Raw genomic sequence first — 16,994 nt, 5'->3', positions numbered from 1 at the left:
GCAGGCAAGCCAGCTCCCACATTTGGATCTTCAGTGTGGCCGATATTTTTGGCGTGCCCCGGTCAGTGTGGGAGCCGGGCTTGCCCGCGATGGCGGTAGGTCAGTCGATGAAGTGCTGGCTGATACGCCGCCATCGCAGCGGCGCGGCGACCCGACAAGCCAGCTCTCACATTTGAACGTCGCCAGTCTCTAGAAGGGTACGTCGCCCAAAATCGTCGCCCGGTGCATCACCCGCCGTTGCGGCCGGTAATCATCCACCGCGTAATGCTGGGTCACGCGGTTGTCCCAGAACGCTACGTCGTTTTCCTGCCAGCGCCAGCGAATGGTGAACTCCGGCCGGGTGGCGTGGGCGAACAGCAGCTTGAGAATCGCCTCGCTTTCCGCCGGTTCAAGTTCATTGATCCTGGTGGTGAACCCTTCGCTGACAAACAACGATTTGCGCCCGCTCACCGGATGCGTACGCACCACCGGGTGGGACAACGGTGGATTCTTCTTGCGGGTTTCTTCCCAGCGCGCCAGGTCTTCGGCGCTGTTGCCAAAGCGCTCCAGCGGGAAAGATTTGGTGAAGTCGTGTGTAGCCGTCAGCCCATCGAGCAAGCGCTTCAAGGGCGCCGACAGCGCCTCATACGCCGCAATCCCGCTGGCCCACAACGTATCGCCGCCAAACGCCGGCAGCAGCTTGGCGCTGAGCACCGCGCCGAGCGCCGGGGTGGGCAGGAAGGTCACGTCGGTGTGCCATACGGCGTTGTCACGCACGTCGGTGACGGCGGTGTCGAGGATCAGCACTTCGGGCTGTTCCGGCACGTTGGGGTAGATCGGGTGAATATGCAGGTCGCCGAAATTCGCCGCGAACCGAGCTTGCTGTTGCGGGGTGATGACCTGGCCGCGGAAGAACAGCACCGAGTGGGTGAGCAACGCCTGTTCGATGGCGTCGCGCTGTTCGAGGTTCAGCGGCTGGGTGATATCGACGCCACGGATTTCGGCGCCGAGGGCGATGCTTAACGGGGTAACGGTCAGGCTGCTCATGCTGTTCTCACTCAATGTGCCTGGCCATGCCACGGCACCCATTTACGCTGCAGGGCACGCAAGCCCATTTCCATGGCGAAGGCGATCAGGGCGATCACCAGAATCCCCAGCACCACCACATCGGTAACCAGGAACTGCGCCGCCGACTGCACCATGAAGCCCAGGCCGCTGGTGGCCGCGATCAGCTCGGCGGCGACCAACGTGGACCAGCCCACACCCAGGCCGATACGCACGCCGGTGAGGATATCGGGCAGGGCGCTGGGCAGGATCACGTGGCGAATCAGTTGGGCGCGAGTTGCCCCCAGCGACTGCGCCGCGCGCAGTTTGGCCGGGTCAACGGTGCGCACGCCGGTCGCGGTGGCGATGGCGATCGGTGCAAAGATCGCCAGATAGATCAGCAGCACCTTGGACAGCTCGCCAATGCCGCACCAGATCACGATCAGCGGCAGGTAGGCCAGCGGCGGAATCGGCCGGTAGAACTCGATCAACGGGTCGAGAATGCCCCGGGCGATACGGTTGGAACCGATGGCAATCCCCACCGGCACGGCGGTCAGCACCGCAAAACCGAGGCCCAGGCCGATGCGGCTGAGGCTTGCGCCCAAATGCTGCCACAAGGTGGAATCCATATAACCCGTGGTCGCCAGCAGCCAGCCCTTTTGCAGCACGGCGGACGGCGGCGGCAGGAACAGCGGTTCGATCAAGCCGGTGGCAGTCACGGCCCACCAGATGGCCAACAGGGCGATAAGGGTCAGTACGCTGATCCAGCGGGTGCTCAAGCTGCGGCGCACGGGGATAACCGCATGGGCCACTGGCTCAGCGACGGCGGGAATTTCGTAGCTGCTCATGCGGACACCTGCCGTTGGGAGAACACTTTGCCCAGCACGTGTTCGCGGGTTTCGATAAAGCGCGGGTCGGACTTGATCGCCCGCGCCGATTCACCGGCAGCGTAGCGCTGGCCGAAGTCCAGGTTCAGGCGTTCGACGATCTGCCCGGGGTTGGGCGCCAGGAGGATCAAGTCTGTGGCGAGGAAGACCGCCTCTTCGATGTCGTGGGTAATCAGGAACACCGGCTTGGCTGTGCGCCGCCAGACTTGCAGCAGCAACTCCTGCATCTGTTCGCGGGTGAACGCATCGAGGGCGCCGAAGGGTTCGTCCATCAGCAATACGCGTGGGTCGGCGGCCAACGCACGGGCGAGGCCGACGCGTTGCTTCTGGCCACCGGAGAGCTGCCAGATACGGCGGCTGTCGAAACCGGCCAGGTCCACCAACGCGAGCATTTCCCGGGCGCGCACTTCACGTTGCGCCTTGGGTACGCCGGCCAGCTCCAGGCCGAAGCCGACGTTGGCCAGCACGTCCTGCCAGGGCAGCAGGGCGTCGTCCTGGAACACCACGCCGCGTTCGGCGCTGGGGCCTTTGACCGGCACGCCATCAAGGGTGATGCGCCCGGAAGAGGGTTCGACAAAGCCGGCAATCAGGTTCAACAGCGAAGTCTTGCCACTGCCGGACGGGCCGAGGGCCACCAGCAATTGCTGGGGCCCCAGGTCGATTGAGATGTCAGACAGTACCGGTTCTGTGGCGCCTGGGTACTGTGCGCTGATGCGCTCCAGTTGTAGCAAGGCCATCGCGATAGACTCCTGATCAGTTGGTAATGAACTTGGCGCTGACGTAAGGGGCGTAGTCCGGCAGTACGGCGTCAACCTTGCCTTGTTCCTTGAGGAACGCGGCGGTGTCGGTCACGGCCTTGGTGGTAGGCGCACCCAGCAGGGTCACCTGGTCGGCGGCCAGCGGGTAGACGTTGCCTTGCAGCAGCAGCGGGATATCGCTGGCCTTGGCGCCGGAGAGCTTCACCAGCTTGTCGACGTTGCCTTTATCGGCGATCCACGCTTGTGGGTCTTTGCGGTAGGCGGCGTAGGCATCCAGGGTGACTTTGGCGAAAGCCGTGACGATTTCCGGGTGCTTGGCGGCGAAGTCCTTACGCACGATCCAGGCATCGAAGGTCGGTGCGCCAAACTTGGCCAGTTCGCCGGAGGTGATCAGCACCTTGCCGTTTTCCTTGGCCACGCCGAGGGCTGGGTCCCACACGTAAGTGGCGTCGATATCACCACGCTTCCAGGCGGCGATGATCGCCGGTGGCGCGAGGTTGAGGATGGTCACTTTCGCCGGGTCGATGTTCCAGTGCTTCAGCGCGGCCAGCAGGCTGTAGTGGCCGGTGGACACGAAGGGCACGGCGATTTTCTTGCCGATCAGGTCCTGCGGGCCGTTGATCCCCGAACCATTGCGCGCCACCAGGGCTTCGGCGCCGCCGATCTGGGTGGCGACGAGGAAGGTTTCCACCGGCACTTTGCGGGTGATGGCAGCGGTCAGCGGGCTCGAACCGAGGTAGCCGATCTGCACGTCGCCGGAAGCAATGGCGGCGATGATGTCGGCGCCATTGTCGAATTTGCGCCAGTCGATCTTGGCGTTGGTGGCTTTTTCATAGGCGCCGTCGGCCTGGGCGACTTTGGCCGGGTCCACGGTGGTCTGGTAAGCGATGGTCACATCCGCCGCCTGGGCAAACAGGCTGGCACCGGCCAGGGACAATGCGGCCAAGAGGCGCAGAGGGGTCAATCGTTTCAAGGGGAAGCTCCTCAATCAGGCGGCCGAGGGTCGGCGTGTGAGGAGACTAAATGATCTAAGAACTCGAAAATAAATAACATTTTCGAATTAGCTTATGAGAAGAATGCTGCGGCGATTTTGAGTGGGCAGAAGCCAAATGTGGGAGCGGGCTTGCTCGCGAAGACGGAGTGTCAGTTAACAGATTCATCGACTGATACACCGCATTCGCGAGCAAGCCCGCTCCCACACAAGCCCGCTCCCACAGGGTTTTGTGTGCTGCCTTTAGTTGCTGATCGCCAGAATGCTCGCCTGGTACGAGCCCACAAACACATCAAAGTCGCCCACTTCGTTCTGCTCCAGCTCTGCCTGCTGTGCCAGCGACTTGCGCGCCAGTTCTTCAAAGTGCGCCTGCTCTGCAGCCGGCAGCGGTTCGCTGCGGAAATGCTCGGCGTGCAGCTGGCTCTGGTGCAGGGAGAACTGTGCAAAGCTCTCTTTACGCTCGGCCATCGCCGCCAATACCTGGGCCGACGGGGTCAGGGACGGGTCCTGGACCTTCGCCAACTGGGCGTCCAGCGCCTGGCTGTGTTCGTTGATGCCGTGGCTCTCATCGAGGAGGGCGGCCAACGGGGCGATCTTCTCCAGCAGCTCGGCGGCCCATTCCTTCATGCCCACAGGCTGGCCGTCGCGCTGCAATTGCAGGCCCGGACGGCGACCTTCCTTGACCACGCTGAGGAAGTTGGCGGTGGCGTTGCCGCACTCGTTGCTGGCGAACAGCGGGCTGTCGTTCAGCGCGCAGTACAACAGGAACGCATCGAGGAACCGCGACTCCGGCAGGTCGATGCCCATCGGCAGGAACGGGTTGATGTCCAGGCAACGCACTTCGATGTACTGGATGCCACGGGCCATCAGCGCCTGGATCGGCCGCTCGCCGGTGTAGGTCACACGTTTTGGGCGGATGTTGGAGTAGTACTCGTTTTCGATCTGCAGGATGTTGGTGTTGAGCTGCACCCACTCACCGTCCTTGTGCGTGCCGATTTCGACGTACGGCGCGTAGGGCGTTGCCACCGCTTCGCGCAGGCTGTCGGTGTAGCTGCTCAAATCGTTGTAGCACGGCGTGAGGCCGGCCTGGGCATTGCTCTGGTAACCCAGGTCGCTCATGCGCAGGCTGGTGGCGTACGGCAGGTACAGGGTGTCGGCGTCGAGTACTTCGAGCTGGTGCGAGCGACCGCGCAGGAAACCGGCGTCCAGGGCCGGCGAAGCACCGAACAGGTACATCAGCAGCCAGCTGTAGCGGCGGAAATTGCGGATCAGGGCGATGTAGGCCGTGGACTGGTAATCGCGGTCGGTGCCGACAAATCCTTCAGTCTCCTTGAGCAACGGCCACAACTGTTCTGGCAGGGAAAAGTTGTAGTGGATGCCGGCGATGCATTGCATGGTCTTGCCGTAACGCAGGGCCAGGCCCTTGCGGTACACGTACTTGAGCTGTCCGATATTGGACGTGCCGTAGTAGGCAATCGGAATATCTTCCTCGGCCGGCAGCGGGCACGGCATCGAGGGGCTCCACAGGTATTCGCTGCCGAGCTTGGTGTAGGCAAAGCGATGGATCTTGTCCAGGCTGCTCAGGGTATCGGCCGGGTTGGGCAGGGCGGGAGTGATGAACTCCAGCAACGATTCCGAGTAGTCGGTAGTGATCTGTTCGTGGGTCAACGCGGCGCCCAGGGCTTCGGGGTGCGGCGTTTGTGCCAGGCGGCCTTCGCCGGTGACGCGCAGGCATTCGCGCTCGATGCCGTGCAAGCACTGCTCTAGCAGGGAGAGGTGTTCGCGCTTGCCGAGCAAAGCCAGGCGGCGGTTGAGAAGTTCGCTCAAGTTGGATTCCTTCACGCGTCAGTCGCCCCAATATGGGGGTGGGCAGGACGGTCTACAAGGGTGAAGTTAAAACTGGCGTGATCGCCTGGTCTAGAGTCGATTTGACTCGCTCAGAAAAAGCCGACTTCACTCCATGAATTTGGCTATAGCGCAGCAAGAAAATTCCGACGCCGTTTAGTGCAGCGCCGAAATTAACTCAAATCGAGGGTGGGGAGCTATAGGACAGCGAAGGTGCCTTGTGCTTTTGCGACCAGTTTTTCGTCCTGGTACACATCCGCCTCGACCACCAGGGTGCGTCGACCGGCGTGAATTACCCGACTGGTGCACAGCACGTCACCGTCTTCGACGGCGCGGATGTAGTTGATCTTGCACTCGATCGTCGCGCTCTGCTGGTCGAAACCATGGGCGCTGGAACAGGCCAGCCCCATCGTAATGTCCACGAGGCTGAAAATCGCCCCGCCATGGAGCTTGCCCGCGCGGTTGCGCAGGTGCGGCTCCAGGGTCAGGGCCACCTCGGCAACGCCTTTTTCAAGGCGTTGCAGGCGGCAGCCGATCAGTTCGCTGAACGCGCTCTGGGTCAAGCCGGCCCGGATCTCCATCAACGCTTCTTCAGCTGCTTGGCGTTGGCGAACAGCGAGGCCATGGCGTTGTTGCTTGGCGCGGCGGTCGCGGTTTCCTTGCGCGGCGCCGTGTTTTCCGAGCGGTTCTGCGACTGGCGCGGCGCCGAGCCTGGGCGGGCGCCACGGGCACCGTCGATTTTCTCGCCGGGGGTGTCGCTCATGCGCATCGACAGGCCGACGCGTTTGCGCGGGATATCGACTTCCATGACCTTGACCTTGACCACGTCACCGGCCTTCACCGCTTCGCGTGGGTCCTTGATGAATTTCTCCGAAAGCGCAGAGATATGCACCAAACCGTCCTGATGCACGCCGATATCCACAAACGCGCCGAAGTTGGTCACGTTGGTCACCACGCCTTCGAGGATCATGCCCAGCTCCAAATCCTTGAGGTCTTCGACGCCGTCCTGGAACTCGGCGGTCTTGAACTCGGGGCGTGGGTCGCGGCCAGGTTTTTCCAGTTCTTGCAGGATATCGGTGATGGTCGGTACGCCGAAGGTTTCATCGGTGTACTTCTTCGGGTCCAGGCGCTTGAGGAACGCGGCGTCGCCGATCAGCGAGCGGATGTCACGGTCTGTCTCGGCAGCGATGCGTTGCACCAGCGGGTAGGCTTCCGGGTGGACGGCGGACGAATCCAGCGGGTTGTCGCCGTTCATGACGCGTAGGAAGCCAGCGGCTTGCTCGAAGGTTTTTTCGCCGAGACGAGCGACTTTTTTCAGCGCGGCGCGGGTTTTGAAGGCGCCGTTTTCGTCACGGTGGGTGACGATGTTCTGCGCCAGGGTGGCGTTGAGGCCGGAGATCCGTGCCAGCAGCGCTACGGAAGCGGTGTTCACGTCCACGCCCACGGCGTTCACGCAGTCTTCCACGACCGCATCCAGGCCGCGCGCCAGTTTCAGCTGCGACACGTCGTGCTGGTACTGGCCGACGCCGATGGATTTCGGATCGATCTTCACCAATTCGGCCAGTGGGTCCTGCAAGCGGCGGGCAATGGACACCGCGCCACGGATCGACACGTCGAGGTCCGGGAATTCCTTGGAAGCCAGTTCCGACGCCGAGTACACCGAAGCACCGGCCTCGGAGACCATGACTTTGGTCATCTTCATGGCTGGGTATTTCTTGATCAGTTCGGCGGCCAGCTTGTCGGTTTCGCGGCTGGCGGTGCCGTTGCCGATGGCGATCAGGTCAACCGAGTGCTTGGCGCACAGGGCGGCGAGGATCGCCAGGGTCTGGTCCCACTTGTTGTGCGGCACGTGTGGGTACACGGTGGCGTGGTCCAGCAGCTTGCCGGTGGAATCGACCACCGCGACCTTGCAGCCGGTGCGCAGGCCCGGGTCGAGACCCAGGGTGGCGCGCGGGCCGGCCGGTGCGGCCAGCAGCAGGTCGTGCAGGTTGTGGGCAAAGACGTTGATCGCCTCGGTTTCGGCGCCGTCACGCAACTCGCCGAGCAGGTCGGTTTCGAGGTGGGTGTAAAGCTTGACCTTCCAGGTCCAGCGCACCACTTCACCGAGCCACTTATCCGCAGGACGATTCTGATTCTGGATGCCGAATTGTTGACCGATCATGCCTTCGCACGGGTGCATGGTGCCCGGCAGCTCGTCGCCGACTTTCAGCGCGGAGCTGAGAATACCTTCGTTGCGCCCACGGAAAATGGCCAGCGCACGGTGGGAAGGCATGCTCTTGAGCGGTTCGTCGTGTTCGAAGTAATCGCGGAACTTGGCGCCTTCTTCCTCTTTGCCGGCGATCACGCGGGCGCTGAGGATGGACTCTTGCTTCAGGTACGTGCGCAGCTTTTCCAGCAGGCTGGCGTCTTCGGCGAAGCGCTCCATGAGGATGTACTTGGCGCCCTCGAGGGCTGCCTTGACGTCGGCGACGCCTTTTTCCGCGTCGATGAAGCGCGCGGCTTCGGTGTCCGGGGTCAGCGACGGGTCGTTGAACAGGCCGTCGGCCAGCTCGCCGAGGCCGGCTTCCAGGGCGATCTGGCCCTTGGTGCGGCGCTTCTGCTTGTACGGCAGGTAGAGGTCTTCGAGGCGGGTTTTGGTGTCGGCGAGCTTGATGTCGCGTTCAAGCTGAGGGGTCAGCTTGCCCTGTTCCTCGATGCTGGCGAGGATGCTGATACGCCGTTCGTCGAGTTCTCGCAGGTAGCGCAGGCGCTCTTCCAGGTGACGCAGTTGGATGTCGTCGAGGCTGCCGGTCACTTCTTTACGGTAACGGGCGATGAAGGGCACCGTGGAGCCCTCATCCAGTAGAGCGACGGCCGCTTCGACCTGTTGCGGGCGTACACCGAGTTCCTCGGCGATGCGGCTGTTGATGCTGTCCATAAAACCACCTGAAATTCTGAAAGCAGCCCGCAGGCCCGTAAAACAAGGCCTTGCGCGGCTGGTTGAGCGGCCCGACTGGCGCCGCTGCCTGGGTCAAGAGGCAGCCTATTGACCCTCGAAATCGAAAAAATCACGACAAGCGGGTAAAAAAAGCCCGGCAGTAAACGGTAACGATCTGACGTTGCCCTGCACGAAGGCGCCGCATTATAACCAGCGTTCTGTCCTTGGGGGGACTGTGCCAAAGGTTGTAGGGCGCGGGTTCGCTGGCAGTAGAGGAAAAATCTGCTAACAATGCACACGGTGCGTATAACGGCAGCTACGCCATAATGCGCGCCGAGATAAGAGGAGCATCCAATGAGCAGCACTGCACAAACTGCTGAAGGCGAAAAAATTCTCATCGTTGATGACGATCCGGGGCTGAGCAGCCTGCTGGAGCGTTTCTTCAACTCCAAGGGCTACCGTGCCCGCGCGGTGCCGAACACCGAGCAGATGGATCGTCTGCTGGGGCGTGAAGTATTCAACCTGGTCGTACTCGACCTGATGCTGCCGGGCGAAGACGGCCTGACCGCCTGCAAGCGCCTGCGCAGCGCGAACAACCAGATCCCCATCATCATGCTGACCGCCAAGGGCGATGAGCTGAGCCGCATCAAGGGCCTGGAGCTGGGCGCTGATGACTACCTGGCCAAGCCGTTCAACCCGGACGAGCTGATGGCGCGGGTCAAGGCCGTATTGCGTCGCCAGGCACCGCCGGTTCCAGGCGCACCGGGCAGCGAAGACGAAAGCGTTACGTTTGGCGACTACGAGCTGTCGCTGGCGACCCGTGAGCTCAAGCGTGGCGATGAAGTGCACATGCTGACCACTGGCGAATTCGCCGTGCTCAAGGCGCTGGTCATGAACGCTCGCCAGCCGCTGACCCGCGACAAGCTGATGAACCTGGCCCGTGGCCGGGAGTGGGACGCCCTGGAGCGCTCCATCGACGTGCAGATCTCCCGTCTGCGCCGGATGATCGAGCCGGACCCGTCCAAGCCACGGTATATCCAGACCGTGTGGGGCGTGGGTTACGTGTTTGTGCCGGATGGCACTGCAACCAAGTGACCGAAGATTTGCAGGAACGGGCATCCATGGGTTCGGCTCCGTGAGGGTCGACGGGATGCCCGGCGTCTGCAATTCTGCGAGCGCCGCTCATTCCTGCAAGGTGTCTAGCTGTCTTCTATGAAAACCCCGCTGTGGTTCCCGCAAAGCTTTTTCTCCCGCACCCTTTGGCTGGTGCTGATCGTCGTTCTGTTTTCCAAGGCACTCACGCTGGTTTATCTATTGATGAACGAGGACGTGCTCGTGGATCGACAATACAGTCACGGTGTCGCCCTGACGCTGCGCGCCTACTGGGCCGCCGACCCTGAGAACCGCGAGAAGATCGCCAAGGCCGCCACCCTGGTGCGCGTCGCTGGCGCCGGTGTGCCGGAGGGTGAGCAGCATTGGCCCTACAGCGAGATCTACCAGCGCCAGATGCAGGCCGAACTGGGTGAAGACACCGAGGTGCGGCTGCGCATGCATGTGTCGCCCGCGTTATGGGTGCGTGCACCGAGCCTGGGTGAGGATTGGTTGAAAGTGCCGCTGTACCCGCACCCGTTGCGGGGGCAGAAGATCTGGAACGTGTTGGGCTGGTTCCTGGCCATTGGCTTGCTTTCGACCGCGTCCGCGTGGATTTTCGTGCGCCAGCTCAACCAACCGCTCAAACGCCTGGTGTTTGCTGCCCGCCAACTGGGCCAGGGGCGCAGTGTGCGCCTGCCGGTCAGCGATACCCCCAGTGAGATGACCGAGGTTTACGGCGCCTTCAACCAGATGGCGGAGGACGTCGAACAGGCCGGGCGCGAACGCGAGCTGATGCTGGCGGGGGTGTCCCATGACCTGCGCACACCGTTGACGCGCTTGCGGCTGTCATTGGAGTTGATGGGCAACCATAACGACCTCACCGACGACATGGTGCGGGATATCGAGGACATGGACGCGATCCTCGACCAGTTCCTGGCGTTTATCCGTGATGGCCGTGACGAAGTGGTCGAGGAAGTGGACCTGACTGACCTGGTGCGTGAGGTGGTGGCGCCCTACAACCAGAATGGCGAACAGGTGCGCATGCGCCTGGAGCCGATCCAGCCGTTTGCGCTGCGTCGGGTGTCGATGAAGCGCCTGCTGAACAACCTGATCGGCAACGCGTTGCATCACGCGGGTTCAGATGTGGAAGTGGCGGCGTACGTGTCCGGCGACAGTGCTGCGCCCTATGTGGTGCTGAGCGTGATGGACCGTGGCACCGGGATCGACCCGGCGGAGCTGGAAGGCATCTTCAACCCGTTCACCCGTGGCGACCGTGCCCGGGGTGGCAAAGGCACTGGCCTTGGGTTGGCGATTGTGCGGCGGATTGCTTCTATGCATGGCGGCAATGTTGAGCTGCGCAACCGCGAAGGCGGAGGCCTGGAAGCGCGGGTGCGTTTGCCGTTGGGTCTGATGTTGCCGAGAGACGCGGTCTAACAGACAACCAGTAACCCAATGTGGGAGCTGGCTTGCCTGCGATAGCGGTGGTTCAGTCAACAATTATGTTGAATGTGCCGCCTTCATCGCAGGCAAGCCAGCTCCCACAGTTTTTTGTGGTGGCTGGTAGAGAGCGTGAAATCAGCCCTTGCCCTTGGTCCGCGTCATATTCGGCCCGCCATTCTTCTCCAGATGCTGAATGATGATCCCCGCCACATCCTTGCCCGTGGTGGTTTCAATCCCTTCCAGGCCTGGCGATGAGTTGACCTCCATCACCAGCGGCCCGTGGTTGGAGCGCAAGATATCCACACCCGCCACGCTCAATCCCATGACCTTGGCCGCCCGCAACGCGGTCATGCGCTCTTCCGGGGTAATCTTGATCAGGCTGGCGCTGCCACCACGGTGCAGGTTGGAGCGGAATTCACCCGGCTTGGCCTGGCGCTTCATCGCCGCAATCACCTTGTCGCCCACCACGAAGCAGCGGATATCCGCACCGCCGGCTTCCTTGATGTATTCCTGCACCATGATGTTCTGCTTGAGGCCCATGAATGCCTCGATCACCGACTCTGCCGCCGTCGCGGTTTCACACAGCACCACGCCAATGCCCTGGGTGCCTTCCAGCACCTTGATCACCAGCGGTGCGCCGTTAACCATCTCGATCAGGTCGGGGATGTCGTCCGGGGAGTGGGCAAAGCCGGTGACCGGCAGGCCTATGCCGCGGCGCGACAGCAGTTGCAGCGAGCGCAGTTTGTCCCGCGAGCGGGCGATGGCCACCGATTCATTGAGGGGAAACACCCCCATCATTTCAAACTGGCGCAGCACCGCGCAGCCATAAAACGTCACCGAAGCGCCGATACGCGGGATGACCGCATCAAAGCCCTCCAGGGGTTTGCCCCGGTAGTGGATCTGCGGCTTGTGGCTGGCAATGTTCATATAGGCACGCAACGTGTCGATCACCACCATTTCGTGGCCACGTTCGGTGCCGGCCTCGACCAGGCGGCGGGTGGAATACAGACGCGGGTTTCGCGACAGCACAGCAATCTTCATGCAGCACCTGGGGCAGAAATAGTAGAGACCGGGAACACCGGCTTGTCTTGAACGTACTTGACGCCTGGATTGACCACCAACTGGCCGTCAATCAGCGCCTTGGAGCCGAGCAACAGGCGGTAACGCATGGCTTTGCGGCAGGCCAGGGTGAATTCCACCCGCCATACCCGATCACCCAGCGCGAGGGTGGTGCTGATCACATAGCGCACCTGCGCATGGCCGTTGGAGCTCTTGATGGTTTTCATCGTCACCAGGGGCGCTTCACAGCGGCGGTGACGCAATTGCACCACGCTGCCCAAGTGCGCGGTAAAGCGCACCCAGTTCTCACCGTCGCGCTCAAAAGGCTCGATATCGGTGGCGTGCAGGCTTGAGGTGCTGGCGCCGGTGTCGATCTTGGCGCGCAGGCCGGCTACTCCCAGGTCGGGAAGTGCCACCCACTCACGCAGACCCACAACGGTCAAATGGTCAAATGTCTTCAATATGGGTAACCGGTCATTCAGAAATGTTTCGTAGTCTTCGAGGACAGTAACGTCCAACTGCGCATGGATTGTGACAATCCCCGACCATCCGTGAAGGGGTGGCGCCGAATTCGCGGTATTCACGCAGAATATTCGGCAAATGGCGATAGATATCGCTCAGGTACCGGTAATCAGTCGATGCGATGGAAAGTCACGTGAAACTCCAGCCGCCTGGCGTATCTTAGGTGAGCCTTGAGGTTTATGCGTCGAAGGGTTTCAACGGTAAAGTTGCGACATTTTTCAGAGCGAGGAATTCAAGTGGCTCAAAAGCAGGAAGAGGAAGAAAAGGTCCGTTTGGACAAGTGGCTGTGGGCGGCGCGTTTTTATAAGACCCGTGCCCTGGCCAAGGCCGCCATCGAGAGCGGCAAGGTGCACCATCGCGGCGAGCGCTGCAAGCCGGGCAAGGAGCCGCGCGTCGGAGATGAGTTCCAGATTCGTACAGGGTTTGATGAAAAGACAGTCGTAGTGCAGGCGCTTTCCACTGTGCGCCGCGGTGCGCCTGAAGCCCAGGCGCTGTACGCCGAGACCGACGCCAGCATCGCCAAGCGCGAAAATGCGGCGGCGATGCGCAAGGCCGGTGCCATCGGCATGACCACCGATGGCAAACCGAGCAAAAAACAGCGTCGCGACCTGTTCAAGTTTCGCGGCAGCGGAAACGACGACTGAGGCCACCGGCAATCGCCCAAAGCGTCAGTTGGCTTGGAACTGCCTCGGTTTGTTCATAAACTGCAGCATCTTCGCGTCAATATTCTTCAATTCAGATACCCAGACCTATGACTGATCTACCGGATACCGACTTCACCCAACGCTTCATCTTCGACGAGACCGACGCCCGTGGCGAACTGGTGTCGCTGGAGCGCAGCTACGCCGAAGTCCTCGCCAAGCACGCCTATCCTGAGCCGGTCGCGCAGTTGCTCGGTGAGTTGATGGCGGCTGCGGCGCTGCTGGTGGGCACCATGAAGTTCGACGGTCTGCTGATCCTGCAGGCCCGCTCCGAAGGCCCGATCCCGTTGCTGATGATCGAATGCTCCAGCGAGCGCGACATCCGTGGCCTGGCCCGTTACGAGGCCGACCAGATCGCCCCGGACGCGACCTTGTCCGACCTGATGCCCAACGGCGTGTTGGCGCTCACCGTCGACCCGACCGAAGGCCAGCGCTACCAGGGCATCGTCGACCTCGACGGCGAGACCCTGTCGGACTGCTTCACCAACTATTTCGTGATGTCCCAGCAAGTGGGCACCAAGTTCTGGCTCAACGCTGACGGCCATCGCGCCCGGGGCCTGCTGCTGCAACAACTGCCCGCCGACCGCATCAAGGACGACGACGATCGCGCGGAAAGCTGGCGCGGCCTCACCGCCCTGGCCGGCACGCTCACGGCGGAAGAACTGCTGGGCCTGAGCAACGAAACCATCCTGCACCGTCTCTACCACGAAGAAGCCGTGCGTCTATTCGACGCACAGTCCCTGCGCTTCAATTGCAGCTGCTCGCGCGAGCGCTCGGCCAACGCGTTGGTCAGCCTGGGTCTGGAAGACGCGCAGAACCTGGTGGTGGAACACGGCGGCAACATCGAGATCGACTGCCAGTTCTGCAATGAGCGTTACCTGTTCGATGCCGCCGATGTAGTGCAATTGTTCGCCGGCGCAGGCATCGACACCCCTTCCGATACCCGCCACTAAAACGTTTAAGCACAGGTAAATCACCTGACAAACGCCGGATTAGCGCAGTTCTGACGGGAGGGCCCTACTCTTTTTGGGCTTTTCTGGCATAATCCGGCCCACTTTTTTCGCGGTAGTAGTGCGCAACTTTCTACTACAAAACGTTTGGAGCACTCGGCCATAGGCCGACGGGGAACCTCATGACGCAAGCCAATAACGCCGTATACACCGATCTGAGTGTTGACGATCTGGTCAAAGAAGCCCTGCAGCGCGGTGAAGGCGTGCTTGCCGATACTGGCGCGCTGGTCGTAGAAACCGGTCACCGTACCGGTCGTTCGCCAGTCGATCGTTTCATCGTTGAAGAGCCTACTACCCAGGACGCCATCGCCTGGGGCCCGATCAACCGCAAGTTCCCGGCCGACAAGTTCGATGCCCTGTGGGCTCGCGTCGAGGCGTTCAACAACGCGCAAGAGCATTTCGTTTCCCACGTTCACGTAGGTGCGGCCGAAGACCACTACCTCGCCGTGAAAATGACCACTCAGACTGCCTGGCAGAACCTGTTCGGTCGTTGCCTGTTCATCAACCCGGCCCAGTACAACCCGGCCGGCCGTGATGAATGGCAAGTGCTCAACGTGGCCAACTTCGAGTGCGTGCCAGAGCGTGATGGCACCAACTCCGACGGTTGCGTGATCCTCAACTTCGCCCAGAAGAAAGTGCTGATTGCTGGCATGCGTTACGCCGGTGAAATGAAAAAAGCCATGTTCTCGGTGCAGAACTTCCTGCTGCCGGCTTCCGACGTGCTGCCAATGCACTGCGCCGCCAACATCGGCGAAGCAGGCGACGTGACCCTGTTCTTCGGTCTGTCGGGCACTGGTAAAACCACCCTGTCCGCCGACGAAAGCCGTTACCTGATCGGTGACGACGAACACGGCTGGGGCGAAGGCGTGGTGTTCAACATCGAAGGCGGTTGCTATGCCAAGTGCATCGACCTCTCCGAGAAGAACGAGCCGGTCATCTGGAAAGCCATCAAGCACGGCGCCGTGCTGGAAAACGTCGTCATTGACGACGCCAAGCACGCCGACTACACCAACGTCAGCCTGACCCAGAACAGCCGCGCTGCTTACCCGCTGGAACACGTTGCCAAGCGTTCCGAGAAGAACCTGGGCGGCGAGCCAAACGCGGTAATCTTCCTGACCTGCGACCTGACTGGCGTACTGCCACCGGTGTCGATCCTCAGCGAAGAACAAGCGGCCTACCACTTCCTGTCCGGCTACACCGCACTGGTGGGCTCGACCGAAATGGGTTCCGGCGGCGGCATCAAGTCGACCTTCTCCACCTGCTTCGGCGCACCGTTCTTCCCGCGTCCGGCTGGCGAATACGCTGAGCTGCTGATCAAGCGCATCCGTGGCTTCGGCTCCAAGGTCTACCTGGTCAACACCGGCTGGACCGGCGGCGGCTACGGCGTTGGCAACCGCTTCAACATCCCGACCACTCGCGGCGTGATCGCAGCGATCCAGAGCGGCGCGTTGATCGGTGCTGAAACTGAACACCTCGACACCATCAACCTCGACGTGCCACTGGCCGTACCGGGCGTTGAAACTGGCCTGTTGAACCCACGCAACACCTGGGCCGACAAGGCTGCCTACGATGAAGCCGCGAAGGCGCTGGCTGGCTTGTTCATCGAGAACTTCAAGAAGTTTGAAGTGAGCGATGCGATCAAGGCTGCGGGTCCTAAGTTGTAAGATTCGATCGTTGTGAAAAAGCCGCCTCTTGTAGGCGGCTTTTTTGTGCGCGGGAGGTTAGTTGGCGATGTGCAGGACCACGGCGCCGACGAGTACGAGTACAACCCCCAACACCTGCACCGCCGACAACCGCTCCTTGAAAAACACAAACCCCAGAATCGCTGCAATCCCCCCCGACAACGTACTGATCACCGTCACCACCGACACCGACCCCGCCATCGCCCCCCACGAAAACGCCGAGAACCCACCCAGGTTCATCAGGCTCGCCCCGGTCAGCGTCGCGCAGTTTTTCAGGGGTGGGACTTTCAGGCCATCCTTGATCCTCAGCACCATCATCACCAGCACGCACAGCCCCACCAGGTAACCCAGCCACAACATGCTGATCGGCCCCAGCGCCGGTAGCGTGTATCGGCCTTGCAGCCAGAAGCTGGTGCCGTACAGCGTTGCAGCGAGCATGGCGTAGGCGATGGACAGCCGTGGGTTGTTGTGGGGCACGCCGTTGTCCTTGTGGAGGCTGGAGAGGATCACGCCGATCACGCATAGGGCGATGCAGCCCAGTTGAAGCAGGCTGATGTGCTCACCGCTGGCCCAGGACAGCAGCGTGGTGACTACGCCGTAGGACGTTACCAGTGGCGCGACGATGGCGGCTTTGCCCAGGGCGAACGCCTTGGACAGTGCGAGGGCGCCGGAGACGGTGAACAGTGCGGCGGCGATGCCGAGGAGCCAGACGCTCAGCGGGGCATCAAGGGACTTGAAGAGGAAGGCCGGGAAGATGAGCAGCAACAGGGTCATGATCAAAAAGCCGAGGGCTTGGCCGAAGTACACCGCGCGTTTAACGCCAACGGCGCGGGCGTTGAGGCCCACGAGGAAGTCCGTGCCGCCCCAGAGCAGGGCGGCCAGCAGGCCCATTGTTACGTCCATGTAAGGTCCTTGTTGTTTCGTGCGCGGCTTGCCAGATTAGCGCAGATCGAATGTGGGAGCGGGCTTGAACTGGCCTAATGATTTTGGACACTTCAATCGGGCGCTATGATAGCGCCCAAATCTGAGGTGTTTGGATATGCGTAAATCTTATTCGAGTGAGTTCA

General features: G+C 61.6%; 15 protein-coding genes. 5 read left to right on the top strand and 10 right to left on the bottom strand.

Features of this window, described 5'->3' with window-relative positions; all coding sequences use genetic code 11:
- Window positions 1-189 precede the first annotated feature (189 nt).
- From tauD to ACZRMO_RS26550, 7 genes are all read right to left on the bottom strand, one after another.
- Entirely contained in the window at window positions 190-1,026 is an 837-nt protein-coding gene (tauD, locus tag ACZRMO_RS26580; protein ID WP_463974816.1) for a taurine dioxygenase, read from the bottom strand.
- Between the two features lie 11 nt (window positions 1,027-1,037).
- Window positions 1,038-1,871 carry a taurine ABC transporter permease TauC gene (tauC, locus tag ACZRMO_RS26575; protein ID WP_463974815.1) on the bottom strand — a complete coding sequence of 278 codons (834 nt, stop codon included), beginning with the start codon at window positions 1,869-1,871 and terminating at the stop codon, window positions 1,038-1,040.
- Window positions 1,868-2,647 (bottom strand): taurine ABC transporter ATP-binding subunit, encoded by a 780-nt coding sequence (tauB, locus tag ACZRMO_RS26570; RefSeq protein WP_463974814.1) that lies wholly within the window; start codon window positions 2,645-2,647, stop codon window positions 1,868-1,870. Before tauB ends, tauC begins: the two co-directional genes overlap by 4 nt.
- Window positions 2,648-2,663: 16 nt before the next feature.
- Window positions 2,664-3,641, bottom strand: coding sequence for a taurine ABC transporter substrate-binding protein (gene tauA, locus ACZRMO_RS26565; protein WP_463974813.1), 978 nt, complete (start codon window positions 3,639-3,641; stop codon window positions 2,664-2,666).
- A gap of 261 nt (window positions 3,642-3,902) precedes the next feature.
- Window positions 3,903-5,486, bottom strand: a complete 1,584-nt coding sequence (gene gshA / locus ACZRMO_RS26560; RefSeq protein WP_463974812.1) for a glutamate--cysteine ligase — start codon at window positions 5,484-5,486, stop codon at window positions 3,903-3,905.
- Between the two features lie 215 nt (window positions 5,487-5,701).
- Window positions 5,702-6,085 (bottom strand): PaaI family thioesterase, encoded by a 384-nt coding sequence (locus ACZRMO_RS26555; RefSeq protein WP_463974811.1) that lies wholly within the window; start codon window positions 6,083-6,085, stop codon window positions 5,702-5,704.
- On the bottom strand, window positions 6,085-8,421 hold the full coding sequence (locus tag ACZRMO_RS26550; RefSeq protein WP_463974810.1) for a Tex family protein: 2,337 nt from the start codon (window positions 8,419-8,421) through the stop codon (window positions 6,085-6,087). Before ACZRMO_RS26550 ends, ACZRMO_RS26555 begins: the two co-directional genes overlap by 1 nt.
- 354 nt (window positions 8,422-8,775) lie before the next feature.
- Between ACZRMO_RS26550 and ompR the strand changes: the two genes are divergently transcribed.
- The gene (gene ompR, locus ACZRMO_RS26545) at window positions 8,776-9,516 is read left to right on the top strand and encodes an osmolarity response regulator transcription factor OmpR (RefSeq protein ID WP_017737550.1); all 741 of its coding nucleotides are present in this window, start codon (window positions 8,776-8,778) and stop codon (window positions 9,514-9,516) included.
- A 117-nt stretch (window positions 9,517-9,633) separates the two neighbouring features.
- Window positions 9,634-10,947, top strand: a complete 1,314-nt coding sequence (locus ACZRMO_RS26540; protein ID WP_017737551.1) for an ATP-binding protein — start codon at window positions 9,634-9,636, stop codon at window positions 10,945-10,947.
- A gap of 141 nt (window positions 10,948-11,088) precedes the next feature.
- On the opposite strand, the gene rimK is transcribed toward ACZRMO_RS26540, so the two are convergent.
- A complete protein-coding gene (gene rimK, locus ACZRMO_RS26535) occupies window positions 11,089-11,994 on the bottom strand; it encodes a 30S ribosomal protein S6--L-glutamate ligase (RefSeq protein WP_003187674.1) in 906 nt (301 codons plus the stop codon).
- Entirely contained in the window at window positions 11,991-12,473 is a 483-nt protein-coding gene (rimB, locus tag ACZRMO_RS26530; RefSeq protein WP_017737552.1) for a retropepsin-like aspartic endopeptidase RimB, read from the bottom strand. The genes rimK and rimB overlap by 4 nt, the downstream gene beginning before the upstream one ends.
- Before the next feature lie 297 nt (window positions 12,474-12,770).
- Between rimB and ACZRMO_RS26525 the strand changes: the two genes are divergently transcribed.
- From ACZRMO_RS26525 to ACZRMO_RS26515, 3 genes are all read left to right on the top strand, one after another.
- Entirely contained in the window at window positions 12,771-13,178 is a 408-nt protein-coding gene (locus ACZRMO_RS26525; RefSeq protein WP_463974809.1) for an RNA-binding S4 domain-containing protein, read from the top strand.
- A gap of 107 nt (window positions 13,179-13,285) precedes the next feature.
- The gene (hslO, locus tag ACZRMO_RS26520) at window positions 13,286-14,188 is read left to right on the top strand and encodes an Hsp33 family molecular chaperone HslO (RefSeq protein ID WP_124526208.1); all 903 of its coding nucleotides are present in this window, start codon (window positions 13,286-13,288) and stop codon (window positions 14,186-14,188) included.
- A gap of 179 nt (window positions 14,189-14,367) precedes the next feature.
- Window positions 14,368-15,909: a phosphoenolpyruvate carboxykinase gene (locus tag ACZRMO_RS26515; protein ID WP_207040993.1), complete on the top strand. Its 1,542-nt coding sequence runs from the start codon at window positions 14,368-14,370 to the stop codon at window positions 15,907-15,909.
- 57 nt (window positions 15,910-15,966) lie between these two features.
- Here ACZRMO_RS26515 and ACZRMO_RS26510 read toward each other — a convergent pair whose 3' ends face one another.
- Window positions 15,967-16,830: a DMT family transporter gene (locus tag ACZRMO_RS26510; protein WP_463974808.1), complete on the bottom strand. Its 864-nt coding sequence runs from the start codon at window positions 16,828-16,830 to the stop codon at window positions 15,967-15,969.
- Between the last annotated feature and the right edge of the window lie 164 nt (window positions 16,831-16,994).

This window comes from Pseudomonas sp. B611, from assembly GCF_055407965.1.
This window is presented reverse-complemented; position numbering and strand designations above follow the sequence as displayed.

Excerpts from the sequence above, each read along its gene's own strand:
- tauD (WP_463974816.1), bottom strand. The coding sequence starts at position 1,026 with ATGAGCAGCCTGACCGTTACCCCGTTAAGCATCGCCCTCGGCGCCGAA.
- tauC (WP_463974815.1), bottom strand. The coding sequence starts at position 1,871 with ATGAGCAGCTACGAAATTCCCGCCGTCGCTGAGCCAGTGGCCCATGCG.
- tauB (WP_463974814.1), bottom strand. The coding sequence starts at position 2,647 with ATGGCCTTGCTACAACTGGAGCGCATCAGCGCACAGTACCCAGGCGCC.
- ACZRMO_RS26555 (WP_463974811.1), bottom strand. The coding sequence starts at position 6,085 with ATGGAGATCCGGGCCGGCTTGACCCAGAGCGCGTTCAGCGAACTGATC.
- ACZRMO_RS26550 (WP_463974810.1), bottom strand. The coding sequence starts at position 8,421 with ATGGACAGCATCAACAGCCGCATCGCCGAGGAACTCGGTGTACGCCCG.
- ompR (WP_017737550.1), top strand. The coding sequence starts at position 8,776 with ATGAGCAGCACTGCACAAACTGCTGAAGGCGAAAAAATTCTCATCGTT.
- ACZRMO_RS26540 (WP_017737551.1), top strand. The coding sequence starts at position 9,634 with ATGAAAACCCCGCTGTGGTTCCCGCAAAGCTTTTTCTCCCGCACCCTT.
- rimK (WP_003187674.1), bottom strand. The coding sequence starts at position 11,994 with ATGAAGATTGCTGTGCTGTCGCGAAACCCGCGTCTGTATTCCACCCGC.
- hslO (WP_124526208.1), top strand. The coding sequence starts at position 13,286 with ATGACTGATCTACCGGATACCGACTTCACCCAACGCTTCATCTTCGAC.
- ACZRMO_RS26515 (WP_207040993.1), top strand. The coding sequence starts at position 14,368 with ATGACGCAAGCCAATAACGCCGTATACACCGATCTGAGTGTTGACGAT.
- ACZRMO_RS26510 (WP_463974808.1), bottom strand. The coding sequence starts at position 16,830 with ATGGACGTAACAATGGGCCTGCTGGCCGCCCTGCTCTGGGGCGGCACG.